The organism is Massilia consociata, from assembly GCF_042432755.1.
Lineage (GTDB): Bacteria > Pseudomonadota > Gammaproteobacteria > Burkholderiales > Burkholderiaceae_D > Telluria > Telluria consociata.
In genome coordinates this window covers 62,288-85,595 of sequence record NZ_JBHLWP010000008.1, presented here as the reverse complement: position 1 = coordinate 85,595, position 23,308 = coordinate 62,288, and the positions used below count along the sequence as shown (strand labels likewise).

Annotated in this window: 21 protein-coding genes; 14 read left to right on the top strand and 7 right to left on the bottom strand. The window is 65.0% G+C overall.

Going from position 1 to position 23,308, the window contains the following annotated elements:
• Positions 1-235 precede the first annotated feature (235 nt).
• Complete coding sequence (locus tag ACFFJK_RS07055) at positions 236-976, bottom strand: beta-ketoacyl-ACP reductase (RefSeq protein WP_379678462.1); 741 nt, start codon at positions 974-976, stop codon at positions 236-238.
• Positions 977-1,073: 97 nt separating this feature from the next.
• The gene (locus tag ACFFJK_RS07050; RefSeq protein WP_379678461.1) at positions 1,074-2,252 is read right to left on the bottom strand and encodes an acetyl-CoA C-acetyltransferase; all 1,179 of its coding nucleotides are present in this window, start codon (positions 2,250-2,252) and stop codon (positions 1,074-1,076) included.
• Positions 2,253-2,536: 284 nt separating this feature from the next.
• On the opposite strand from ACFFJK_RS07050, the gene minC reads away from it, so the two are divergent.
• The 3 genes from minC to minE are packed head-to-tail and all read left to right on the top strand — an operon-like array spanning position 2,537 to position 4,420.
• Positions 2,537-3,316: a septum site-determining protein MinC gene (minC, locus tag ACFFJK_RS07045; protein ID WP_379678460.1), complete on the top strand. Its 780-nt coding sequence runs from the start codon at positions 2,537-2,539 to the stop codon at positions 3,314-3,316.
• 35 nt (positions 3,317-3,351) lie between these two features.
• A complete protein-coding gene (minD, locus tag ACFFJK_RS07040; RefSeq protein WP_379678459.1) occupies positions 3,352-4,167 on the top strand; it encodes a septum site-determining protein MinD in 816 nt (271 codons plus the stop codon).
• A gap of 1 nt (position 4,168) precedes the next feature.
• The gene (gene minE / locus ACFFJK_RS07035; RefSeq protein ID WP_231059021.1) at positions 4,169-4,420 is read left to right on the top strand and encodes a cell division topological specificity factor MinE; all 252 of its coding nucleotides are present in this window, start codon (positions 4,169-4,171) and stop codon (positions 4,418-4,420) included.
• A gap of 153 nt (positions 4,421-4,573) precedes the next feature.
• Here minE and ACFFJK_RS07030 read toward each other — a convergent pair whose 3' ends face one another.
• Complete coding sequence (locus ACFFJK_RS07030) at positions 4,574-5,134, bottom strand: hypothetical protein (protein WP_379678458.1); 561 nt, start codon at positions 5,132-5,134, stop codon at positions 4,574-4,576.
• A 186-nt stretch (positions 5,135-5,320) separates the two neighbouring features.
• Here ACFFJK_RS07030 and ACFFJK_RS07025 point away from each other — a divergent pair, with 186 nt between their 5' ends.
• The 9 genes from ACFFJK_RS07025 (at position 5,321) to ACFFJK_RS06985 (ending at position 15,072) form a co-directional block, all read left to right on the top strand.
• Positions 5,321-6,010: a response regulator transcription factor gene (locus tag ACFFJK_RS07025; RefSeq protein WP_379678457.1), complete on the top strand. Its 690-nt coding sequence runs from the start codon at positions 5,321-5,323 to the stop codon at positions 6,008-6,010.
• Positions 6,011-6,122: 112 nt separating this feature from the next.
• Positions 6,123-7,400: a glutamyl-tRNA reductase gene (hemA, locus tag ACFFJK_RS07020; RefSeq protein ID WP_379678456.1), complete on the top strand. Its 1,278-nt coding sequence runs from the start codon at positions 6,123-6,125 to the stop codon at positions 7,398-7,400.
• 102 nt (positions 7,401-7,502) lie between these two features.
• Entirely contained in the window at positions 7,503-8,579 is a 1,077-nt protein-coding gene (gene prfA / locus ACFFJK_RS07015) for a peptide chain release factor 1 (RefSeq protein ID WP_379678455.1), read from the top strand.
• Positions 8,580-8,664: 85 nt separating this feature from the next.
• Positions 8,665-9,144 (top strand): disulfide bond formation protein B, encoded by a 480-nt coding sequence (locus tag ACFFJK_RS07010; RefSeq protein ID WP_379678454.1) that lies wholly within the window; start codon positions 8,665-8,667, stop codon positions 9,142-9,144.
• Positions 9,141-9,983: a peptide chain release factor N(5)-glutamine methyltransferase gene (gene prmC, locus ACFFJK_RS07005; RefSeq protein WP_379678453.1), complete on the top strand. Its 843-nt coding sequence runs from the start codon at positions 9,141-9,143 to the stop codon at positions 9,981-9,983. The genes ACFFJK_RS07010 and prmC overlap by 4 nt, the downstream gene beginning before the upstream one ends.
• 72 nt (positions 9,984-10,055) lie before the next feature.
• Positions 10,056-11,852, top strand: a complete 1,797-nt coding sequence (locus tag ACFFJK_RS07000) for a DUF885 domain-containing protein (RefSeq protein WP_379678452.1) — start codon at positions 10,056-10,058, stop codon at positions 11,850-11,852.
• Between the two features lie 79 nt (positions 11,853-11,931).
• Entirely contained in the window at positions 11,932-13,542 is a 1,611-nt protein-coding gene (gene gshA, locus ACFFJK_RS06995; RefSeq protein ID WP_379678451.1) for a glutamate--cysteine ligase, read from the top strand.
• Positions 13,543-13,563: 21 nt separating this feature from the next.
• Positions 13,564-14,580 carry an arginase family protein gene (locus ACFFJK_RS06990; RefSeq protein ID WP_379678450.1) on the top strand — a complete coding sequence of 339 codons (1,017 nt, stop codon included), beginning with the start codon at positions 13,564-13,566 and terminating at the stop codon, positions 14,578-14,580.
• A gap of 39 nt (positions 14,581-14,619) precedes the next feature.
• A complete protein-coding gene (locus tag ACFFJK_RS06985) occupies positions 14,620-15,072 on the top strand; it encodes a GNAT family N-acetyltransferase (RefSeq protein ID WP_379678449.1) in 453 nt (150 codons plus the stop codon).
• Positions 15,073-15,178: 106 nt separating this feature from the next.
• Here ACFFJK_RS06985 and ACFFJK_RS06980 read toward each other — a convergent pair whose 3' ends face one another.
• The 4 genes from ACFFJK_RS06980 to ACFFJK_RS06965 form a co-directional block, all read right to left on the bottom strand.
• Entirely contained in the window at positions 15,179-16,279 is a 1,101-nt protein-coding gene (locus tag ACFFJK_RS06980; protein ID WP_379678448.1) for a PEP-CTERM sorting domain-containing protein, read from the bottom strand.
• 217 nt (positions 16,280-16,496) lie between these two features.
• Positions 16,497-17,486: a hypothetical protein gene (locus tag ACFFJK_RS06975; protein WP_379678447.1), complete on the bottom strand. Its 990-nt coding sequence runs from the start codon at positions 17,484-17,486 to the stop codon at positions 16,497-16,499.
• A 432-nt stretch (positions 17,487-17,918) separates the two neighbouring features.
• Positions 17,919-18,359: an FKBP-type peptidyl-prolyl cis-trans isomerase gene (locus ACFFJK_RS06970; RefSeq protein WP_379678446.1), complete on the bottom strand. Its 441-nt coding sequence runs from the start codon at positions 18,357-18,359 to the stop codon at positions 17,919-17,921.
• 145 nt (positions 18,360-18,504) lie between these two features.
• Complete coding sequence (locus tag ACFFJK_RS06965) at positions 18,505-20,382, bottom strand: potassium transporter Kup (RefSeq protein WP_379678445.1); 1,878 nt, start codon at positions 20,380-20,382, stop codon at positions 18,505-18,507.
• Positions 20,383-20,546: 164 nt separating this feature from the next.
• On the opposite strand from ACFFJK_RS06965, the gene rarD reads away from it, so the two are divergent.
• Together rarD and ettA are read left to right on the top strand one after the other, a co-directional pair.
• Complete coding sequence (gene rarD, locus ACFFJK_RS06960) at positions 20,547-21,425, top strand: EamA family transporter RarD (protein WP_379678444.1); 879 nt, start codon at positions 20,547-20,549, stop codon at positions 21,423-21,425.
• A 114-nt stretch (positions 21,426-21,539) separates the two neighbouring features.
• Positions 21,540-23,207, top strand: a complete 1,668-nt coding sequence (gene ettA, locus ACFFJK_RS06955) for an energy-dependent translational throttle protein EttA (RefSeq protein WP_379678443.1) — start codon at positions 21,540-21,542, stop codon at positions 23,205-23,207.
• The last annotated feature ends 101 nt before the right edge of the window (positions 23,208-23,308 follow it).

Genomic DNA, 23,308 nt, shown 5'->3' with positions numbered 1-23,308 from the left:
CCCTGATCGGCAGCGCCTTCTATGCGATTCGTGTTCCTCGGCTCGTGATTTACGCTCCGCGCTTCCTCCCCACGGTCGATTACTCTTCCGCAGTTGCGCTTCACTTCGCTCGCTGTGGTCAGCTTGTGGCCGGACTTTCACCCGCAGGAGTGCGCCCATGCTGGGCGCACCAACGAAAACGGCCCGGATGATTACTCATCCGGGCCGTTTTTTGTCTCAGATTTTTCGAGAACAATCACTGCATGTGTTGCCCACCATTGATCGCGATATTTGCACCGGTAACAAACGCCGCTTCTTCCGACGACAGGTACGCGACCAGGCCGGCGACTTCTTCCGGCTTGCCCAGACGTCCCATCGGGATCTGCGGGATGATCTTGCTTTCCAGCACTTCGCTCGGGATGTCCATCACCATCTTGGTGCCGATGTAGCCCGGCGAGATGGTGTTGACGGTCACGCCCTTGCGCGCCACTTCCAGGGCCAGGGCCTTGGTGAAGCCGTGCATGCCGGCCTTGGCTGCCGAATAGTTGGTCTGGCCGAAGGCGCCCTTCTGGCCGTTCACCGACGAGATGTTGATGATCCGGCCCCAGCCGCGCTCGACCATGCCGTCGCAGACCGGCTTGGTCATGTTGAACACGGAATCCAGGTTGGTCTTCATGACCGCGTCCCAGTTCGGCTTGTCCATCTTCTTGAAGGTCATGTCGCGCGTGATGCCGGCGTTGTTGACCAGCACGTCGACCGGGCCGACATCCTGCTCGACCTGGCGCACGCAGGCCTGGGCCGAATCGTAGTCCGACACGTCGCACGGGTAGGCCTTGAAGTCGTAGCCCTGCTCTTTCATCTGGCTCAGCCAGGATTCCGCCTTCGTATTCCCCGGCGAAAAGGTAGTGACGACACGGTATCCCAACGCGGCCAGCTTGATGCACACCGCTTCGCCCAGACCGCCCATGCCGCCCGTCACTAATGCTACTCTAGCCATTGTCTTCTCCAGTTTATTGTCAGTCACTTCTTCTTACGAACTTTCACCGGGACGGCCCTGCGGACCGCCCGGCAGTACTGCAGTCGCTCAGTCGCGCTCAGTCACGCTCGACCGCCAGCGCCACGCCCATGCCGCCGCCGATGCACAGGCTGGCCAGCCCGCGCTTGGCGTCGCGGCGCACCATCTCGTGCAGCAGCGTGACCAGCACGCGGCAGCCGGAGGCGCCGATCGGGTGGCCCAGCGCGATGGCGCCGCCGTTCACGTTGATCTTCGACGTATCCCAGCCCATTTCCTTGTTGACCGCGATGGCCTGGGCGGCAAACGCCTCGTTGATTTCCATCAGGTCGACATCTTCATGGGTCCAGCCGGCCTTCTCCAGGCAGCGGCGGGTGGCCGAGACCGGGCCCATGCCCATGATCGACGGGTCCAGGCCGGCCGATGCGTAGGCCTTGATGCGCGCCAGCGGGGTCAAGCCCAACTCTTTCGCCTTCGAGGCGCTCATCATGATGACGGCCGCGGCGCCGTCGTTGATGCCGGAGGCGTTGCCGGCGGTGACGCTGCCTTCCTTGTTGAACGCCGGACGCAGGCCGGACAGCGCCTCCAGGGTCGAGCCGTGCTTCGGGTATTCATCGGTGTCGAAAATGGTCGGGCCCTTCTTCGACGGGATCTCGACCGGGATGATCTCGTCCTTGAACTTGCCTTCTTTTTGCGCCGCCTCGGCCTTCAGTTGCGACTGCAGCGCGAATTCGTCCTGCTCGGCGCGCGAGACCTCGTACTTGCGTGCGACGTTCTCGGCGGTGACGCCCATGTGGTACTGGTTGTACACGTCCCACAGGCCGTCGACAATCATGGTGTCGACCAGCTTGGCGTCGCCCATGCGGAACCCGTCGCGCGAGCCGTTCAGTACGTGCGGCGAGGCGCTCATGTTTTCCTGGCCGCCGGCGATGACGATCTCGGCGTCGCCGCACTTGATGGCCTGGGCCGCCAGGTGGGTGGCTTTCAGGCCGCTGCCGCAGACCATGTTGATGGTCTGGGCCGGCACCATGTCGGGCAGTCCGCCCTTGATGACAGCCTGGCGCGCCGGGTTCTGGCCGGCGCCGGCGGTGAGCACCTGGCCCATGATGACCTCGCTGACCGAGGCGGGATCGATGCCCGTCTTGGCCAGCAGTTGGCGAATCACGTGCGCGCCGAGTTCGGCGGCAGGGATCTTGGCCAGCGTGCCGCCGAATTTACCGACTGGCGTGCGGCCGGCGGCCACGATGACGACGTCTTCCATATTGCTCTCCCTAGTCCCGGCTTGGCCGGGGAATTGTTAAGGCGGCAGGGCCGTGAAACCATGCATCTTACGGTTTGCGCACAGCCCACATTTAAGCGAAATCAATCTTATCAGCTTATTCACCAATTACAACCGCCCCGCAGCGGGCCGTGCACCATGTTGCCCACTTAATTTTGAACGCATAAGGGAACACTTATTTCTACTAGGAATGATGCGTGCGCGACTGTCCTTTCGGTCAAATTTCACAGTAGAATGCACGAGCGCAACGCCAACCAGAACGTTTTATGCTCAAGACCCCATCCTCGCTGCCGATCGACATCAAGATCTCCACAGTTGTCGCCATTTCGACGATCCTGCGCTCGTCCGATCCGGCCACGATCGATGCAGCGCTGCACCAGATGACGGGGGGCGTCTCGGACTTTTTCGAGGACGAGTTCGCGGTCATCGACATCGCAGCCATCGCGCACGAAGCGCCGGCGATCGACTGGCCGGCGCTGGTGGCGCTGCTCAAGAAATACCGGCTGAACGCGGTTGCCGTACGCGGCGCCGGTCCGGACATGGCGAACGCGATCCGTGCCCACGGCCTGTCGCTCGACGACGGCTCGAGCGGCGTGCGTGCGCCCGAGAACAACGCGGTCCCGGCCGCACCGGCACCGGCAAGCCCGGCCCCGGTCGCGGCGCCGGTCGCCCCCCCTGCGCCAGCGCCGGCGCCGATATCGGCGATGATCATCGACACCCCGGTGCGAGCCGGCCAGCGCATTTATGCGCGCGGCAGCGACCTGATCATTACCGCCGTCGTCAACAATGGCGCGGAAATTATTGCCGACGGCAGCATTCACGTGTACGCACCGCTGAACGGCCGGGCCCTCGCAGGCGCGTCCGGCAATCCGGAGGCGCGCATCTTCGCCCTGGCCATGCAGCCGGAACTGGTGTCGATTGCGGGCGTGTACCGCACCTTTGATGACGGTTTCCCCAACGACCTGACGCGCCAGCCGACACAAATCCGGCTGGTCGGCGACCGACTCGATATATCATCGCTGGCTCCGGCAACGTCCCGCGCGTAAGCCGTCGACCCGCTAGAACTGAAAAGGACTTATTTGTGGCAAGAATTATTGTTGTGACGTCCGGCAAGGGCGGTGTGGGCAAAACCACTTCGAGCGCGAGCTTTTCCAGCGGGCTGGCCCTGCGCGGCCACAAGACCGCGGTCATCGACTTCGACGTCGGCCTGCGTAACCTCGACCTGATCATGGGTTGCGAACGCCGCGTGGTCTACGACCTGATCAACGTGATCAACGGCGAGGCGACCCTGAACCAGGCGCTGATCAAGGACAAGCACACCGACAACCTGTTCATCCTGCCGGCCTCGCAGACGCGCGACAAGGAAGCGCTGAGCGAAGACGGCGTCGAGCGCGTGCTCAACGACCTGATCAAGATGGGCTTCGAGTTCATCATCTGCGACTCGCCGGCCGGCATCGAGCATGGCGCGCTGATGGCGCTGACCTTCGCCGACGAGGCGATCATCGTCACCAACCCGGAAGTGTCGTCGGTGCGCGATTCGGACCGCATCCTCGGCATCATCCAGGCCAAGTCGCGCCGCGCCCAGAGCGGTTCGGAGCCGGTCAAGGAGCACTTGCTCATCACCCGTTACTCGCCGAAGCGCGTCGAAGCCGACGAAATGCTGTCCTACCAGGACGTACAGGAAATCCTGCGCATCCCCCTGATCGGCATCATCCCGGAATCGGAATCGGTGCTGCACGCCTCGAACCAGGGCAATCCGGCCATTCACTTCAAGGGCACCGACGTGGCCGAAGCCTACGAGGACGTGATTGCGCGCTTCCTGGGCGAAGACCGCCCGCTGCGTTTTACCACTTACGAAAAGCCGGGCCTGTTCCAGCGCATCTTTGGAGCCAAGTGATATGCCACTGCTCAATTTCCTCTTTCCGAAAAAAGAGAAGAGCGCGACAGCAGCCAAGGAGCGCCTGCAGATCATCATCGCCCGCGAGCGTACCAACCGCGCCGGCCCGGACTTCCTGCCGGCCCTGCACCGCGAGCTGATCGAGGTGATCTCGAAGTACACCAAGGTCAGCGCCGACGACATCAAGATCTCGCTCGACCGCCAGGGCAACCTGGAAGTGCTCGACGTGAACGTCGTGCTGCCGGACGCGTAACGGTGTCTTCCCGATAAACAAATGCCCGCTTAAGCGGGCATTTGTTTATGAGGTTCAGACTACACGACAGGACGGGTTCCGGCCTGCACCGGAACGACGCCGACGCTTGCGGGTCAGAACAGCGTTCATGGTACGCGTCCACAAACCGTCGACTCACGCCGGCGCCGCCTCCGTCCCCGCATCGATCGCCCTTAAACTGGCCAGCTCGCGCGCCACCTTGGCGCAAGCTTCCACGTGCTGGTCGCCCATCTTGCGAAACAGCGCGAACCCGATCGCCGCCGACGCCACCTGCCCCGCGATCGGTACCAGCTTGGCCACCGTCTTGGCGGCGATCCGGATGCCGACCCGCCTGAACACCAGCAGCACCAGCTTGCGGGTCACCAGTTTACCGACCAGCATCCCGCCGACCGAGGCCGCGGCCTGGTAGGCCAGTATCCGCAGGCGCGGATGCAGGCGCTCGATCTGTTCCTGGCTCAGCCCGAATTCCTTGTTCACCTCCTCGACCAGCACCGTAAACGTGGTCAGGTCGGACAGCACGTCCAGGCCCGGCAGCGGCACTGCCGCCACGCCGGCCGCCATCAGGGCGCGCGTGCGCACCATCTCGCGGCAGCGCTCGCGGACCAGTTCGATCTCGGCGCCGCTCACTGGCTCCACGCGCGGTTCCGCCTCCGCTTCGGTAACGAGTTCGTCTTTTCTTTTGCGTCGAAACAACATATCGCCTCCCGGTTACTTATGCTGCAAGTGTAACGCAGGGCTCGCGGTCCCTTTAACACAACAGAACCGTCGCGTGATGTGCGAAATAAGAGTTTTCTTGTAGCACTATTTTGTAAAAGTCTGATATATTCGGTTTAACCTATGTAGGAGTCTTCCTACATAGGTAACCTTACTAGTACATGTCCTATGAAGATCGCCGTCCTGGAACAAGACCGTAGCCAAACAGAACTCATCTGCCAGGTCCTGAGCGCTGCAGGCCACAGCTGCCAACCTTACGACAGCGCCAGGGAATTCCTTGCGCAGCTGCGCAAGGATTCCGTCGACATGCTGATCATGGACTGGAACGTCCCCGACCTGGACGGCGCCGAAGTGATGCGCCGCGCCAAGGAAAAGATGGCCGCGCATGCGCCGATGGTTTTCCTGGTGGGTAACAATGCCGAAGACGACATCATTGCCGGGGTGACCGCCGGCGCCGACGACTACCTGGTCAAGCCGCTGCGCCGCGGCGAACTGGTGGCGCGCGTCTCGGCCCTGCTGCGCCGCGCCTACCCGTCGCAGAACAGCGCCGAACAGCTGCAATTCGGCCCCTACACCTTCGAGACCCGTCCGGGACGCCTGCTCAAGGATGGCTCGATCATCGACGTGACGCAGAAAGAATTTTCGCTGGCCCTGCTGTTTTTCCGGAATATCGGCCGTCCCCTGTCGCGCGCCTACATCCACGAATCGGTCTGGGTGCGCGATACCGACGTGCCCTCGCGCACCATGGACACCCACGTCTCGCGCGTGCGCAACAAGCTGAGCCTGCGTCCGGAAAACGGCTTCCGCCTGGTGCCGGTCTACAGCTACGGCTACCGCCTCGAAAAACTGGGCGCCTGAACAGTTTGTCATAGTCGATACATCGTCGACAGGCGGTCCTGGCCGGCCGCTGAAACCCTCCTCGCACAAGGGTATAATGCGTGCATACCAGCATCCGTTTACCCATCCCAGAATGCAACTTCTTGCCGTTGGCCTGAACCACACGACCGCACCGGTCTCGCTGCGCGAACAGCTCGCGCTCGCGCCCGACCAGCTCGGCCGGGCGGTGCAGGCGGCGCGCAGCTGGTTCGCGCGCCAGGGCGGTGCAGGGGCCGGCGACGAGGCCGCCATCCTCTCGACCTGCAACCGCACCGAGATGTACGCGGCCAGCGCGGTGCCGAACCCGCTGGACGCTTCGGCCCAGTTCCTGGCCCATTACCACGCATTGAATTTCGCCGAGCTGCGTCCCCACCTTTATATGCTGCCGCAGGACAGCGCGGTGCGCCACGCCTTCCGCGTCGCTTCCGGGCTCGATTCGATGGTGCTGGGCGAGCCGCAGATCCTGGGCCAGATGAAGGACGCGGTGCGCACCGCCGAGCAGGCCGGCGGCCTGGGCACCTACCTGCACCAGCTGTTCCAGCGCAGCTTCGCGGTGGCGAAAGAGGTGCGCAGCACCACCGAGATCGGCGCCCACAGCGTCTCCATGGCCGCCGCCGCGATTCGCCTGTCGCAGCGCATCTTCGATCGTATCGCCGACCAGCACGTGCTGTTCATCGGCGCCGGCGAAATGATCGAGCTGTGCGCCGCCCACTTCGCGGCGCACAACCCGAAATCGATCACCATCGCCAACCGCAGCATGGAACGCGGCCAGCTGCTCGCCACCCGCTACCACGGCGAAGCGATCCGCCTGGCCGAGCTGCCCGAACGCCTGCAGGGCTTCGACATCGTGATCTCGTGCACCGCCTCGACGCTGCCCTTGATTGGCCTCGGCATGGTCGAGCGCGCGGTCAAGGCGCGCCGCCACCGCCCGGTGTTCATGGTCGACCTGGCCGTGCCGCGCGATATCGAGCCCGAAGTCGCGCGCCTCGACGACGTGTTCCTGTATACCGTGGACGACCTGGCCCAGGTGGTGCAAACCGGGCTGGAAAGCCGCCAGGCCGCCGTGGCGCAGGCCGAAGCCATCATCGAGACGCGCGTGCAATCCTTCATGCACTGGGTCGGCGACCGCGCCGTGGTGCCGGTGATCCGCGAACTGCACGAATCGAGCGAGGCGCTGCGCCTGTCCGAACTCGAACGCGCACGCAAGCTGCTGGCGCGCGGCGACGACCCTGAAGCGGTGCTGGAAGCGCTGTCGAAAGGACTGGTCGCCAAGTTCCTGCACGGCCCGCAGCAGGCGCTGCACCATGCCCAGGGCGACGAGCGCGCCCGCCTTGCCAGCCTGCTGCCGCAGCTGTTCCGCGGCCGCCGTTAGCGACCCATCGACTTCCATCGCGTTCCCTTGCGAACGCTCCCGGCCGCGGTCCGGCGCATTCCGGCGCCACCCGCGGCATCCCGAACCTGACCGAAACCGCCTATGAAACCATCCATGCTGGCCAAGCTGGACCAACTGGCCAACCGCCTCGTCGAACTGGACGAACTCCTGATGTCCGAGGATGCCACCGCGAACATGGACAACTACCGCAAGCTCACCCGCGAGCATGCCGAGCTGTCGCCGCTGGTCGCCCTGTACCGCGAGTATGGCGCGGCGCAGGACGACATCGCGGCCGCCCAGGAAATGGCGCAGGATCCGGAGATGAAGGAGTTCGCGCAGGAGGAAACCGAGGCCGCGAAGGGGCGCCTGGCCGCCCTCGAGCTCGATCTCCAGAAAATGCTGCTGCCGAAGGACGTCAACGACGAGCGCAACATTTTTCTTGAAATCCGCGCCGGCACCGGCGGCGACGAGTCGGCCCTGTTCGCGGGCGACCTGCTGCGCATGTACACGCGCTTCGCCGAGCGCAACCGCTGGCAGGTCGAGCTGGTGTCGGAATCGCCCTCGGACCTGGGCGGCTACCGCGAAGTCATCGTGCGCATCATCGGCAACGGCGTGTATTCGAAACTGAAGTTCGAGTCGGGCGGCCACCGCGTGCAGCGCGTTCCCGCCACCGAAACGCAAGGCCGCATCCACACCTCGGCCTGCACGGTGGCGGTGATGCCGGAAGCCGACGAGGTCGAGGACGTGAACATCAACCCGGCCGACCTGCGCATCGACACCTACCGCGCGTCCGGCGCCGGCGGACAGCACATCAACAAGACCGATTCGGCGGTGCGCATCACCCACCTGCCGACCGGGATCGTGGTCGAATGCCAGGACGACCGCAGCCAGCACAAGAACAAGGCGCAGGCGCTGAAGGTGCTGGCGGCGCGCATCAAGGACGTGCAGCTGCGCGAGCAGCAATCGAAAGAGGCGGCCACCCGCAAGAGCCTGATCGGCTCGGGCGACCGCAGCGAACGGATCCGCACCTATAACTTCCCGCAAGGGCGCCTGACCGACCACCGCATCAACCTGACCTTGTACAAGCTCGACTTCATCATGGATGGCGACCTGACGGAGCTGACCAATGCGCTGGCGGCCGAGCACCAGGCCGAATTGCTGGCGGCATTAGGTGACTGATGTCGTAGGTTAAGCAATTATTAAGTCGATGCGTGGGCTTCATGCGAGAATGCCCCGTCCGAACAACCCCTATACATCACCGACAATGCTGCCCTCCAACCGCCAGATCCTGTTCGCCATTTCGTCGATCTGCTTCGCGCTGATCGCGTTCGCCCTCTATCTCCAGCACATCCAGGAGATGCGGCCCTGCCCGCTGTGCGTGATCCAGCGCTACATGTTCCTGGCCGTCGGCGTGGCAACCCTGGTCTCGGCTGTCAGCGGCAAGGTCCGCGAAGGCACGATCCTGGCGCTGCTGGCGGCGCTGGGCGGCCTGTACGCGGTCGGCAAGCATTTATATGTGATCGCCAACCCGGGCTTCAGCTGCGGGATCGACCCGATGGAGACCTTCCTCAACAAGATCCCCACTGCCGAATACCTGCCGTGGCTGTTCCGCGCCGACGGCCTGTGCGAGGGCGCCACCGATGCCGTGCTGGGCCTCGCCATCCCGCAATGGTCGGCCATCTGGTTCGTGGTGCTGACCGTGCTGCTGGCCTTCGTCCTGCTGCGCAAGGCGCCGCAGCGGTGACACCGGTGACGCCACCCGTGCAGGCGGGCGCCACGATCGGGCAGTTGCAGGTGTCGCTGCCGCTGGGCCCGCTGGAAAACCGCATCCTGCTGTGCCACGCGCTCGGCCTGAGCCGCGTGAGCCTGATCACCCAGTCCGAGCGCGCCCTGAGCGGCACCGAAGCGGCAGCCCTGGGCGCGCTGGTGCAGCGGCGCCTGGACGGCGAACCGATCGCCTACATCGTCGGCGAGCGCGAATTCTTCGGGCTGCGTCTGAAGGTCTCGCCGGCGGTCCTGATTCCCCGTCCCGACACCGAACTGATCGTCGAACTGGCGCTCGAGCGCCTGCCGCCGCGCGCGCGCCTGCTCGACATGGGCACCGGCAGCGGCGCCATCGCGGTGGCCTGCGCCCATGCCCGCCAGGACGCGTCGGTGACCGCGCTCGACCTGAGCGAGGAGGCCCTGGCGATTGCGCGCGCCAACGCCGCCGCCAACGGCGCCACGGTCCGTTTCCTGCGCAGCGACTGGTTCGCGGCAGTCGGCGACGAGCGCTTCGCACTGATCGCCTCGAACCCGCCCTACATCGCCGCGGGCGACGCCCACCTGGCGCAGGGCGACCTGCGCTTCGAACCCGTGGGGGCGCTGACCGACCATGCGGACGGCCTGTCGGCACTGCGCACCATCATCGATGGCGCGCCCGCGCACCTGGAGCCGGGCGGCTGGCTGCTGCTCGAACATGGCTACGACCAGGCCGATGCCGTACGCGCCCTCCTGGGCACGCGCGGATTCCAGGACGTAGAGAGCTGGCGCGACCTTGCCGGTATCGAACGCGTCAGCGGCGGGCGATTGCCATCGGCCTAGGCGGCGCTTGCCCGCGGCCGCCCTTGTTAAAATGGCCAGCCCACCAACCTCAGCCTACCGAGTGGGCACCGCATGCGCATACTGTTCGCCTCGATCCTCCTGCTTGTTCCTTTCGCCGCCGCCGCCGACACCACGGCGCTCGATGCGCGCCAGTTGTTCGAGCGCGAATGGCAGTGGCAACTGCGCCAGCAGCCCGAATTCGCGACCGCCCTCGGCGAGCACCGTTACAACGCGTACCTGAGCGACACCACGCTGGCCGGCCGCGCCGCCGCGCGCGAGCACACGCGCCAGGTGCTGCTCGAAGCGCGCCAGCTCGACCGTGCAAAGCTCGAGGGCCAGGACCGGGTCTCGTATGACCTGTTCATCGCGGCGCGCGAGCGCGCCCTTGCCGCGGCGGCCTTTACCGCCTTCGATCCGCAGCCGCTGAGCGCCTGGGATGGGCTGCACCTGCGCCTGCCGCGGCTCGTTGCGCAAATGCCGTTCACGAACGAAGCGGACTACCGCAACTACCTGTCGCGCCTCGATGCCCTGCCCCTTCACGTCGATGGCCTCATCGAACAGATGCGCGCCGGGATGGCTGCCGGCTGGACGGTACCGAAAACCGTGATGGCGCCGGTGCCGGCCGCCCTGCACGCGCTGCACGAGGGCATCGCCGCCGGTCCGCTGTACGCGCCCTTCCTGCGCATCCCGGCCACGATCGAACCCGACATCCGCGAAACGCTCGTCGTGGACGGCATCACGGCGCTGGCCGGCGCGGCGCACAGCCTGCACCGGTTCGAGGAGTTCATCCGCCTCGAATACCTGCCGGCCGCGCGTGACACCATCGGCGCGTCCAGCCTGCCGGGCGGTGCCGACTGGTACGCCTTCCTGGTACGCCATACCACCACGACCGCGTTGACGCCGGCCGAGGTGCATGCCATCGGCCTGAAGGAAGTGGCCCGCATCCGTGCCGAGATGGCCGCCGTGGTGCCGCGCACGGGATTTCGCGGCAGCCTGAGCCAGTTCCTGGTCTTCGCCCGCTCCGACCGCCGCCTGTTCTTCAAGGACCCGGACGCGCTGCTGGCCCGCTACCGCAAGGCCGTCGCGCGCGCGCAGGCCAGGTTGCCGAAGGTCGTGGCGACGGTCCCGGATGCCGGCATTGCGGTCAAGCCGATGACGCAGGATGGCCCCGGACAACCGCTCGCCTATTACGAAGCCGGCAGCGACGGGCGTAGCGCGGCACTGGTGGTCAACCTGTCGCAGCTGGCGGCGCGGCCGATCTGGCAGGTGGACAGCGTGGCCCTGCACGAAGCCGTGCCCGGCCACCATTTGCAGGTGGCGCGTGCCGCAGCGCTCGATTTGCCGGCCTTTCGCCGCCACGGCTGGTACGAGGCCTATGGCGAAGGCTGGGCGACCTATGCCGAAGGCCTCGGGCCCGACATGGGCTTTTTCGACGATCCGTTCTCGCGCTTCGGCCAGCTGAACGAAGAAATGCTGCGCGCCGCGCGCCTGGTGGTGGACACCGGCATCCACGCGCTGGGCTGGTCGCGCCGGCAAGCGGTCGACTACCTGAACACGCACACCGCCAACCCGCCGCCGGACAACGAGGCGGAAGTCGACCGCTACATCGCCCAGCCGGCCCAGGCGCTGGGTTACAAGATCGGCCAGCTGCGCATCGCCGCGCTGCGCGATACAGCCAGAACCGCACTGGGCGCGCGCTTCGACCTGCGCCGCTTCCACGATGCGGTATTGCAAGGCGGCGCCCTGCCGCTGGACATGCTGCAGCGCCAGGTCGAGCGCTGGATCGCGGCCGAGAACGAAGCCGCCAAGGCGCCGCCCCAGGCTGTTCCCGCCACGAATCCGGCTCCGGGTACGACCGGAAAGGAATGAGGGGGTCGCCGACGCGCTTGGCGTTTTTCGGTTACTCTCTGCTCCAATCCGCATTGGCAGTACAAGAAAGGAAACATCCGTGTCGAACCAACCCGAGTCGAACCAACTACAGCGCCGCCTGGCCCTGCTCGACGACGATGACCACCGCGCCCTGCTCGGCCAGGGCCTGCGCGGCATCGAACGCGAAACCCTGCGTGTGGACCGGCACGGCCACCTGGCGCGCACCCCGCATCCGGAGCAACTCGGCTCGGCACTGACCCACCCGCACATCACCACCGATTACGCCGAAGCCCTGCTGGAATTCATCACTCCGGCCGAGCACGACATCTCGCTGGCCCTGAACCGCCTCGACGCCATCCACCGCTTCGCCCATGCGCGCCTCGGCGACGAGATGCTGTGGAGCGTCTCGATGCCGGGCGAACTGCCGTCCGAAGAAGAGATCGAGATCGCCTGGTATGGCACATCCCATCTCGGCATGCTCAAGCACGTGTACCGCCGCGGCCTGGCGCTGCGCTACGGCAAGGCGATGCAGTGCATCTCGGGCATCCACTACAACTACTCGCTGCCGGAAAAGCTGTGGCAGCTGATCGCCGCCAGCGAAGGCATCGCCGAAGAACGCCGCAATGCGCTGCGCGACTTCCAGTCCGAAAGCTACATCGCGACCATCCGCAACTTCCGCCGCTACAGCTGGCTCCTGATGTACCTGTTCGGCGCCACCCCGGCGCTCACCACCAGTTTCCTGCGCGGCCGTCCGCACGGGCTCGAGACCTTATCGGACGACACGCTGTACCTGCCCTACGCGACCAGCCTGCGCATGAGCGACCTGGGTTACCAGAACGACGCCCAGGCCGGCCTGCGTCCGCACGAGAACAGCCTGGAGAGCTACGTCACCAGCCTGATGTCGGCGGTGAACACCCCTTACGAGCCGTACGCGGCGATCGGCACCAAGAAGGACGGCGAATGGATCCAGCTGTCGACCAATGTGCTGCAGATCGAGAACGAGTACTACTCGACGATCCGTCCGAAGCGCGTGATCCGCACCGGCGAGCGCCCGGTGCAGGCGCTGTGCAACCGCGGCGTGCAGTACATCGAAGTGCGCTGCCTCGACGTCGACCCGTTCGAACCGGTCGGCATCTCGCTGGAGACCGGCCGCTTCCTCGACGCCTTCCTGCTGTTCTGCGCGCTGGAGGAAAGCCCCCTGATCAGTGCCCACGAAGGCCAGATCCACGCGCGCAATTTCGCGCGCACCGTGAAGGAAGGCCGCAAGCCGGATCTGACCCTGACGCGCGACGGCGCCGAAGTGCCTTTGCGCGAATGGGCGCTGGAGCTGATCGAGCGCATCCGTCCGCTGGCGCAGCTGCTCGACGACCAGCACAACGAGGGCAATGTGCACGCATCCTCGCTCGGCCTGCAGAAGGCGAAGATCGACGACCCGGCATTGACGCCGTCGGCGCGCGTGCTGGAAGAAGTCCAGGCCCTCGGCTCGGCCGCCGCCTTCGGCCTGCGCCAGAGCGAACAGCACGCGGCGCACTTCCGCGAAAGTCCCCTGATGCCGGCCGAAGAGGCGCTGTTCGACGAGATGGCCGCCGCCTCGCTGGCCGAGCAACGCAGCATCGAGCAGGCGGACAGCGGAAGCTTCGACGATTTCGTCGCCGCCTACAACAGCAGTACGCTGTGCGGCAACCATTAAGCGCCTTACCGCGAGGATGCGGTGCTCGCCTTTTATAACGAACACCACGCTGCGGGCACCCAGCATCCACCGGGGGCAGTCGCCTCGGTGCTGGCGCAGTTCGAACGGCGCGGCCTGGGGCGCATCGTCACCCCGCACGGCGTGCCGCTGGTTTCGCTCGAACGCGTGCACACCCCGCGCTACCTGCACTTTTTGCGCGGCGCATGGAGCGAATGGCTGGCGACCGACCCGTCCAATGCCGGCAAGGAAGCGCTACCCTCGGCCTGGCCGGTGCGCGGCATGCGCGACGATGTCGAGCCGGCCGATTTTCAGGCGCGCCTGGGACTGTTCGTTTCCGACGCGCGCACGCCGCTGACGAGCCGTACCTGGACTGCCGCCAAGACCGGCGCCGACTGCGCAATCAATGCCGCGCATGCGCTGCGCGTGGGCGAACGCGGCAGCTTCGCGCTCACCAGTCCGCCCGGCCACCATGCCGGCGCCGACTGGGCCGGCGGCGGCGGCTTCCTGAACAATGCGGCGCTGGCGGCCCAGCACCTGCGCGACGACGGGCTGCAGCGCGTCGCCATCCTCGATCTCGGCCTGCACCACGGCCACGGCACCCAGCAGATTTTTTATGGCCGCAGCGACGTATTGTTCGTCTCGATCCACCTCGACCCGCACGGCGCCTATCCGTTCTATGCCGGCTACGCGGACGAAACCGGCACCGGCGCGGGGCTCGGCTACACGATGAACCTGCCGCTGGCCGCCGGTAACGGCAGTAGCGGCGGCAGTAGCGGCCCGCCGTGGTTCGCCGCGCTGGAAACGGCCTGCGTCAAGCTGGCCATGTTCCGCCCGGAGGCGCTGGTGGTATCGCTTGGCGGCGGCCTCGGCACCGCCTTCGGCCTGCAGGGCGGCGACTTCCTGCGCATCGGCGAGCGCATCGCCCACCTTGGCCTGCCCACGGCCTTCATGTTCGAGGACGGGCATGGGGATAATGCCGCGCCGGCCCCCGGCCTGGACACCGTGAACGTCCTCGAAGGCTTCGAAACCGCCGCTTGACGCGGCAATCCGGTATTCCTTCAACACCACGCACACACCATGATCGACTGGCAGTTCTCCCATTTCAACGACCTCTCTCCCGCCGACCTGTACGAGGTGCTGCGCCAGCGCCAGGACGTGTTCATTCTCGAACAGACCTGCCTCTATCCCGACATCGACGGCCTCGATCCGGTGGCGCACCACCTGCTCGGCTGGCGCAGCATCGACGACAAGCCCCAGCTGGCCGCCTACCTGCGCGTGCTCGGCCCCGGCGTGAAATACGACGAGATGTCGCTCGGCCGCGTCATCACCACGCCGGCCGCGCGCGGGACCGGGGCCGGCCGCGCCCTGCTGGCGCGCGGTATCGCCTGTGCGGAAAGCCTGTACCCGGGCCACCGCATCCGCATCGGCGCGCAGCAGTACCTCGAGAAGTTCTATCAAAGCTTCGGCTTCGAGACCGTCTCTGCGCCCTACGACGAAGACGGCATCATGCACATCGATATGCTGCGTTGATGTCTTGCGCACGCCAAGCACTTGACGCTGCTCAAGCGCTGCGACAAGTCAGGCGTGCGCTCTGCAACCAGGGCTACGCTCGCGCCTGCCAGTCCTGACCCGAGACCTAGTGGTTGGGCATGGCGATGGGAACCGATGTTCCGGTTCTACGCCGCCCTGCAAGCAGGACCAGCCCGGCCGCCAGCATGGCATAGGTGCCCGGTTCGGGTACCGCCGAAACCAGGTCCAGCCGCACCGACAGGCATTCGTCCAGCCGGCAGGCCTTGCCGAGGATTTGCTGTGCGTCGTTGATGTCATAGGCCTCGACCACCCACCAGCCGTCGGCGCCGTCGACAAACTGGTTCAGGTTGTTCAACTTCCCGCCCGCGTACAGGAACGCCGTCCGTTGATCTTCCCAGTATTGGGACCAGCCGACCACCATCCCGACATTGTTGATTGCCCTGGCCTCGCCCCCGACGTAGTCATGGCCGTCCAGCGGCCCCAGGGAACGCATCGAACCGCCGGTGTAGAGGAAAGGAACCATGTCCCCCGTTTCGTCGTGGGACCATCCGACGACCTGGCCCAGGTCGTTGATATCGTTGGCCCCGCTATCTCCCCCTCCAAGGTCGCCCAGGTCGTGCATGGTGCCGTTCTGGTACAGGAAAGCGTGCCCGGTCCAGGGCGAATCGGCCCCCTCGTAGGTTGAGCTGCCCACGGTCTGTCCGCGGTTGTTGATCGCCGTCGCGATGGACCAGGTCTCCCAGTTCCTCAGGGTGCCGAGCCTGTGTATGGTGCCGTTCGCGTCCACCCAGGCGTGCTGGTCACCTCCGAAGGTGGCGTATTCGCCAGCCACCTGCCCCATGTCGTTCAGGCCACTCGCACGCCCGCTCTGGAATTCGTCGAGCACCGGTCCCGCGTGACGCACCGCACCGGCGGTATAGAGGAAGGGCTGGCCGTATGACCCGTTCAGGGCGCCGGCGACGTCCCCATGGCTATTGATCGCGTAGCCGTAGCTGCTGGCGCCGAGTCCGAGATTGAGGAGCGACGCGCCGTCCCAGATGCTCGCCCCATCACGGGTATTGCCAACGATACGGCCTGAACTGTTCATGGCCTTGGCATCGAAGCCTGCAAGCAAGAAAGACATCGAATAGACCGGTTCCGCCAATGCCACGACCGGGCAGGCCAGCAGCGCCAGCAGTGATCCAATAGTAATTTTTCTTAATGCCATGACCGCCCCTTGAAGTGATCGAAATTACAAGCATGCGGTACGCATGGCAGGGCGCTCTGCGGTAGCTCAGGCGGGCACGAGGTTCAGCGCCCGATGAGGGTCGCTGGCGGATGCATCGCCGCTGCGTGCGGGGCGGCATCGACACAATGGCAGGAGGGGAACCGGGGAGTGCCGGCGCCTGCGGCGCCTCCCCGATTACTGGCGGGAAGAAGCTGCCTTACGGCTCGAGCAGCACCGCGCGGCAATCGCCGATGTCGGTGCACGCATAGGCAGCGATCTGCTGGGCGTCGTTGATGCCGACCGCGTCGAGCACCGTCCAGATGCCGCGCTTGGCGACGAGGTCGTTCAGGTCGTACATCACGCCGTCGCGGTAGAGAAAGGCATGCGAGAAGCTCTCGCCGGGCACGTCGTTCGCGCGGGTCGAGTAACCGACCACCATCCCCGCATTGTTCAGGGCGCGCGCTTCGGTGGACGAACCGCCGAACGAGCCGATGTCGATCATCGCGCCGCCGCGGTACAGGAAGGCGTGCTGGATGTCGGCGTTCACGAAGCTCATGCCGGCCACCTCCCCGCGATCGTTGATCGCCGCGGCCGCGCTCGAGGGGCCGCCGAGCGTGCCGAGGTCCTTCATGACCCCGTTCGCGTACAGGAACGCGTGCTGGGCGGTGAAACCGCGCAGGAAGGACACGCCGACGACCGCGCCGGCCTTGTTGATCCCGGTCGCGCGCGCGACTCCGCTGCCGAGGCTGCCTATCGCGGTCATCTTGCCGCTGGAGTACAGGAAGGCGCGGTCATTGCCATTACGGTCCAGCGCGTACCCGGCGACCTGGCCGGCGGCGTTGATGGCGGTGCCGAAGGTCGGCCGGCCATTGAGCATGCCGAGGTCGCGCAAGGCCTTGCCGTTGTACACGAACGCATGAGAAACCCCATTCTTGGTATCCGACGAACCGGCAACCTGGGCTGTCGAGCTGATGGCCGTGGCCACGCTCGAATTGCCGCCGAGCGTGCCCAGGCCCGTCATGGTGCCGCGCGACCACAGGAACCCGCGTCCGTCGGTCCCGACGCCCACGATACGCCCGCTGGCGTCGATGGCGTGTGGCGTGGTGTTGGTCGGGAGGAAGGTCATTTTATAGACCGGTTGGCTATGTGCAACGAGCGGGGCGGCGAGCGAAGACGACAGCAGGAGGGCTAGCAGAGATGGACGCATGACTTACCTTGATGCTTGAGTGAAGAGGACTTGCAGCATCTCGGAAAGCTCATGCAGCAGGTTTGAGAAATATCAATGTCCAAAATCTCATCTTTACTTTTCGCTACCGGCCTCATCTAGGGCGGTGCATGGCGAGCCTGCCTGCCGCGCACACAAGCAGTGCGCCAAGCAACAGCCAGCCATCCGGTTCATTCTGCGGAACAATAACCGGTACGCATGCGGTGACCGGAAACGCCTTGGCGGCCGGCAAGGGAGAAGACAGGAGGAAAGGTAGCAACAGGTCGGAATACATGGCACGGATGCTCGGGTTCAGGGACCTGCAGCATCGGCCATCTGGCGGGCACGGCATGTGCGCCACCTCAGGCGTGCGCACCAGACCGGGGCGCCGGCCCCGGTCGGCTCAAACCGGTGTTACTCGACCTTGTACCGGTGTTACTCGACCTTGTTCAGGGTGATCTCGAACACCAGGCCGGTATTGCCCGGCACATTCCCGCTGCCGGCCGCGCCGTAGCCCAGGCTGGCCGGCACTTCGATCGTGCGCTTGCCGCCCACCTTCATGCCGAGGACGCCCTGCTGGAAGCCCGGGATCACGCCGGGGGCGCCGAGCATGAACGAGAAGGAGTTCGATTCCATGCGCAGGCCCTTGTGGTCGGCCGCCGCCCCGCTGTACAGCCACAGGGTGTACGTAACGTGGGCGGTCTTGCCGTTCACCGCCTCGGCGCCGGTGCCGATCACATTGTCGGTCCTGGTCAAGGCAGTCGGGTTATTGGCGTTGACAGCCGGGGGCGTGGCATCGCCCCCCCCACCGCCGCCGCAGGCGGTCAGGCTGAGGATGGCGACGAAGGCGGCGATCAGGGGAAACTTCAGTTTCATGGGACGATCCTTGACGGGTGAGGTGCAATGGTGAAGTGCAGAATTATGTTTGTGCAACAAAATTTATGCAGTGAAACTTCGCACCTTACCTCACCCCTTCAAACGCGTCTGTCCGCCTTTTGTCGCCAGATGTATGCATGTGTCATCAGATCTGGATCTGGGTACCGAGCTCGATGACCCGGTTCGGCGGGATCTGGTAATAATCGGCGGCCGCCCGCGCGTTACGCGACATCATCACGTACAGGTGCTCGCGCCACGGCGTCATGCCGCCGCCCGGGGCCGAGACCACGGTCTGGCGCGCGATGAAGAACGAGGTTTCCATCATCTCGAAGGGCAAGCCCAGGGCGGCGCACTGGTGCAGGATGCCGGGAATGTCCGGCTCGTCCTTGAAGCCGTAGTGCACGTTGAGCTGGAAGCAGTTGTGGCCGAGTTCGACCACCTCCACCTGTTCTTCCACCGGTACCCACGGTTCCTCCCGCATATGTACGGTAAGAAACACGACGCGTTCATGCAGCACCTTGTTGTGCAACAGGTTGTGCAGCAGCGCGTGCGGCACGCCGTCGCTTTCGCCGCGCAGGAACAGCGCGGTGCCCGGCACGCGCGCCGGCGGCGCCACGAACAGCGATTCCATGAAGGCGTCGAGCGGGATGGCCTGCTTTTCCAGGTTGTCGAAGACGAGTTCGCGCCCGCGCTTCCAGGTCAGCATCAGGGTCAGCAGCACGGTGGCCAGCAGCAGCGGGAACCAGCCGCCGTGGAACAGCTTCAGGGTGGTCGACGAGAACAGCAGGATGTCGATCACCAGGAAGAAGCCGGTCGCGCCGAGGCACACGGCCAGCGGCAGGCGCCAGCGGTAGCGCGTCACGAAAAAGGTGAGGATGGTGGTGGCCATCATGGTCGCGGTCACCGCGATGCCATACGCGCCGGCCAGCTCGTCCGACGAGCCGAAACCGATGACGGCCATGAGCACCACCGCCAGCTGCAGCCAGTTGACGACCGGGATGTAGATCTGGCCGATCTCGCTTTCCGAGGTATGCAGGATGCGCATGCGCGGCAGCAGGCCCAGGGCAATAGCCTGCTTGGTCATCGAATACGTGCCCGAAATGGTCGCCTGCGAGGCGATCACGGCGGCCATGGTCGACAGGATCACCAGCGGGATCACGCTCCAGGTGCCGAGCTGGTGGAAGAAGGGATTCTCGACCGCCTCCGGCCGCACGATGAGCAGGCCGCCCTGGCCCAGGTAGTTCAGCGCCAGCGCCGGGAAGGCGATCGTGAACCAGGCCAGGCGGATCGGCTTGCGGCCGAAGTGGCCCATGTCCGCATACAGCGCTTCGGCGCCCGTAATGGCCAGCACCACCGCGCCGAGCGCCACGAAGGCCAGCAACTGGTTGTCCAGCATGAAGCGCAGCGCATGCCAGGGATTCAGCGCGCCCAGGATCACCGGCGCTTCGATGATGTTGATCACGCCCATCACGGCCAGGGTCGCGAACCATACCGTCATGACGGGGCCGAAGAAGCGGCCGATGCCGGCGGTGCCATGGCGCTGCACGCTGTACAGCGCGACCAGCACCACGACGGCCAGCGGCACCACGTAGTGCGACATGCCCGGCGCCGCCACTTCCAGTCCTTCGATGGCGCCCAGTACCGAGATCGCCGGCGTGATCACGCTGTCGCCATAGAACATGGTCGTGCCGAGCACACCGATGACGAGCAAGGGAAAATGCCAGCGCGAGCTGCGGGTGACCGAGTTGGTGGCCAACGCCATCAGCGCCATGATGCCGCCTTCGCCGCGGTTGTCGGCGCGCAGCACCAGCGTGACGTACTTGAGCGAGACGATGATGGTCAGGCTCCAGAAAATCAGGGAAACGATGCCGAGAATGTTGGGGGTGGTGAGTGGCAGGCCATGCTCGTGGTCGAAAATGGCCCGCAAGGTGTAGAGAGGGCTGGTGCCGATGTCGCCGTAGACGATGCCGACAGCTGCCAGCGTCAATGCCGCGACGCTGCTTTTCTTGTTTTGGGAACTCAAGCTTGCACCATTGTGCTGTTTTGGTGCAGTGCACCATAAAATATCGACAAGAAAATTGCAAGAAGATTTCGTATGGCTTTACCACTTGCGCAAAAGGGTGTTGCGCCAGCAGGGATAGTGCGTATCGGGGATAATGTCCCCCCTGCAAATCGCCTTTCTTCCCCATGCGTTCCGGTATCTTGTCCGCCGCCCTGGCCTTCCTGTGCTGGGGCCTGTTTCCTATTTATTTTCATGCGCTCGGCGACGTGCCCCCGATGCAGATCCTGGCGCACCGGGTACTGTGGTCGCTCGCCTTTCTGCTGATCGTGCTGGCCGTGCGCCGCCAGTGGAAGTGGTTCGCCATCGTGCGCCAACCGCGCGTGTTCTGGAGTTTCGTTGCCTCGGCCTTCCTGCTGTCGGCCAACTGGCTGGTGTACATCTGGGCCGTGAAAAACGGCCACGTGATCGAGGCCAGCCTGGGTTACTTCATCAACCCGCTGGTGAACATCATGTTCGGCTATGTGCTGCTAAAGGAGCGCATGCGTCCCGCCCAATGGGCGGCGATCGGCATCGCCGCGCTGGGTGTGGCCTGGCTGACCTGGCAGTCGGGCACGGTGCCCTGGATTGCGCTGTTCCTGGCGGCCTCGTTCGGCGGCTATGGACTGCTGCGCAAGACCGCGGCGCTCGGCGCCCTTGAGGGCCTGTCGTTCGAGACCATGGTGCTGTTCCCGTTCGCGGCCGCCTATGTGGGTTGGTTGACGATAAATGGCGCCAACGCATTCATCAACGCCCCCTTTGATGCCACCCGCCTGCTCCTGATCGCGGCCGGCCCGATCACGGCGATCCCGCTGCTGCTGTTCGCGACCGGCGCACGCAAGATCCCCCTGTCGATTCTCGGCCTGCTGCAATACCTGTCGCCGACCATCCAGTTCCTGCTGGGGGTGTGGCTGTTCCACGAAGCCTTCAGCAGCGACCGGCTGGTAGGCTTCCTGATGATCTGGGCCGCACTGGCCCTGTTTGCCGGCGAAGGCTTGCTGCGCAGCCGTAGCACGAAGAAAATTTGATCACGAGACGCACCTGCACCGGCACAGGATTTCCGGCACGATGCCAAAGAAATCCTGTGTCCGGCGCGGGTTCTGTCGTATCCTGTGCACCTTAAACAACACCAGAGTTAAAGCATGGCCAATTACGTCTATACCATGAACCGCGTGGGCAAAATCGTCCCGCCAAAACGCCAGATCCTGAAAGATATTTCCCTGTCCTTTTTCCCGGGCGCGAAGATCGGCGTGCTGGGCCTGAACGGCTCGGGCAAGTCGACCCTGCTCAAGATCATGGCAGGCATCGACACCGACATCCAGGGCGAAGCGCGCCCGATGCCGGGCCTGAACATCGGCTACCTGCCGCAGGAACCGCAGCTCGATCCGGAAAAGACGGTGCGCCAGGAAGTCGAATCGGGCCTGGGCGAAGCTTTCGAGGCGCAAGCCAAGCTGGAAGCCGTGTACGCCGCCTATGCCGAAGAAGACGCGGACTTTGACGCCCTGGCGAAAGAGCAGGAGCGCCTGGAATCGATCATCGCCGCGGCCGATGGCGGCAACCTGAACCTGCAGATGGAAATGGCAGCCGACGCGCTGCGCCTGCCGCCGTGGGACCAGAAGATCGGCGTGCTGTCGGGCGGCGAGAAGCGCCGCGTGGCGCTGTGCAAGCTGCTGCTGAGTAAGCCGGACATGCTGCTGCTGGACGAGCCGACCAACCACCTGGACGCCGAATCGGTCGAGTGGCTGGAGCAGTTCCTGCTGCGTTTCCCGGGTACTGTCGTCGGCATCACCCACGACCGCTACTTCCTCGACAACGCCGCCGAATGGATCCTGGAACTGGACCGCGGCCACGGCATCCCCTGGAAGGGCAATTACTCGACCTGGCTGGAACAGAAGGAAGCGCGCCTGAAGCAGGAAGAAGCCACCGAATCGGCACGCCAGAAGGCACTGGCCAAGGAACTCGAGTGGGCGCGCCAGAACCCGAAGGCGCGCCAGGCCAAGTCCAAGGCACGCCTGGCCCGTTTCAATGAACTTTCCGAATACGAATACCAGAAGCGCAACGAGACCCAGGAGATCTTCATCCCCGTCGCCGAGCGCCTGGGCAACGAAGTCATCGAGTTCAAGAACGTCTCGAAGGCTTTCGGTGACCGCCTGCTGATCGACAACCTGTCCTTCACCGTGCCGCCGGGCGCGATCGTCGGCATCATCGGCCCGAACGGCGCCGGTAAGTCGACCCTGTTCAAGATGATCGCGGGTAAAGAGCAGCCGGACAGCGGCGAAGTCGTGATCGGCAAGACCGCCAAGGTCTCGCTGGTCGACCAGCACCGCGACGAACTGGCCAACAACAAGACCGTGTTCGAGGACGTCACCGGCGGCGCCGACATGCTGAGCGTGGGCCGCTTCGAAATGCCGGCGCGCGCCTACCTGGGCCGCTTCAACTTCAAGGGCTCGGACCAGCAGAAGGTGGTCGGCAACCTGTCGGGTGGCGAACGCGGCCGCCTGCACCTGGCCAAGACCCTGCTGCAAGGCGGCAACGTCCTGCTGCTGGACGAACCGTCGAACGACCTCGACGTGGAAACCCTGCGTGCGCTGGAAGACGCCCTGCTCGAGTTTGCCGGCAGCGTGATGGTGATCTCGCACGACCGCTGGTTCCTGGACCGCATCGCGACCCACATCCTGGCCTTCGAAGGCAATTCCCAAGTCACCTTCTTCAACGGTAACTACCAGGAATACGAGGCCGACAAGAAGAAGCGCCTGGGCGAAGAAGGCGCCAAGCCGAAGCGCATCCGCTACAAGCCGCTGTCAGCCTAAGTGCTTGTTTGACAACAAAAATCTGCGATCAGCAGGTTTGTAAAACGCCCGGCCCTGCCGGGCGTTTTCTTTCCGGAATCGGAACGCGGCAATTGAAAAGT